General features: G+C 39.0%; 1 protein-coding gene and 1 pseudogene. Both read right to left on the reverse strand.

The features are described from left to right. Window positions 1-261: 261 nt before the first annotated feature. Window positions 262-492 carry a hypothetical protein gene (locus ACFIO5_RS12590; protein ID WP_034448077.1) on the reverse strand — a complete coding sequence of 77 codons (231 nt, stop codon included), beginning with the start codon at window positions 490-492 and terminating at the stop codon, window positions 262-264. Further along, window positions 489-631 (reverse strand): annotated as a pseudogene (locus tag ACFIO5_RS12595) (ParA family partition ATPase); the annotation flags it as partial. The pseudogene ACFIO5_RS12595 and the gene ACFIO5_RS12590, both read right to left, overlap by 4 nt.

A 631-nucleotide genomic window follows, 5' to 3' on the forward strand; every position in this document is an offset into this window, starting at 1 on the left:
AAGAGAGCAGACACTTTAATTCATACGATCCAAAATTCATCCTCTCATGATCATGTAGGTATATGACGATTTTCATCCAATATCGAAATGACGAGCTCCTCTTAGATTTCACTCAATCTAGCTTTTTGAAAGAATACAAAGGAACAGAGCAATCGGGTATAATGCGCAATCACATACAGCCCCACCAAGTCTTACATTTATGATAACTTCTTAAAGAAGATGAAATTCAATCAATGAAACCGTATTATCGTATATCATTTTTTACACTTTTCCGTATTTCTGTGAAAGTAATTCGCGCACCTCATCTGCTATTTTTGTTCCACGACTTGCGCAACTCATCTTAATTAAACGATGCAAGTTTTCCGGCACATCAATTGTGAGACGTTTCATACCTCCATCTCTGCACCCTTTATGGTTTCCTACCCATGCATCAGCTGTTAAAGGAATTGATTTATTGGTTGGTTTCGTACCAATCTTAATTTTTTTGTTCATTGTGCTAACTCCTTGATTTCTGCTGCAACAGCTTCAATCTCTGCTGCTGCTAGCCCTTGCTTATCGACTTCATAAACGGTCTTCCCCTGTGTTGCAGCTTCTGCAAAAATCACGCGCTGGGCAACATTAGCAGAAAGCA

This window comes from Bartonella sp. AA86SXKL, from assembly GCF_042196885.1.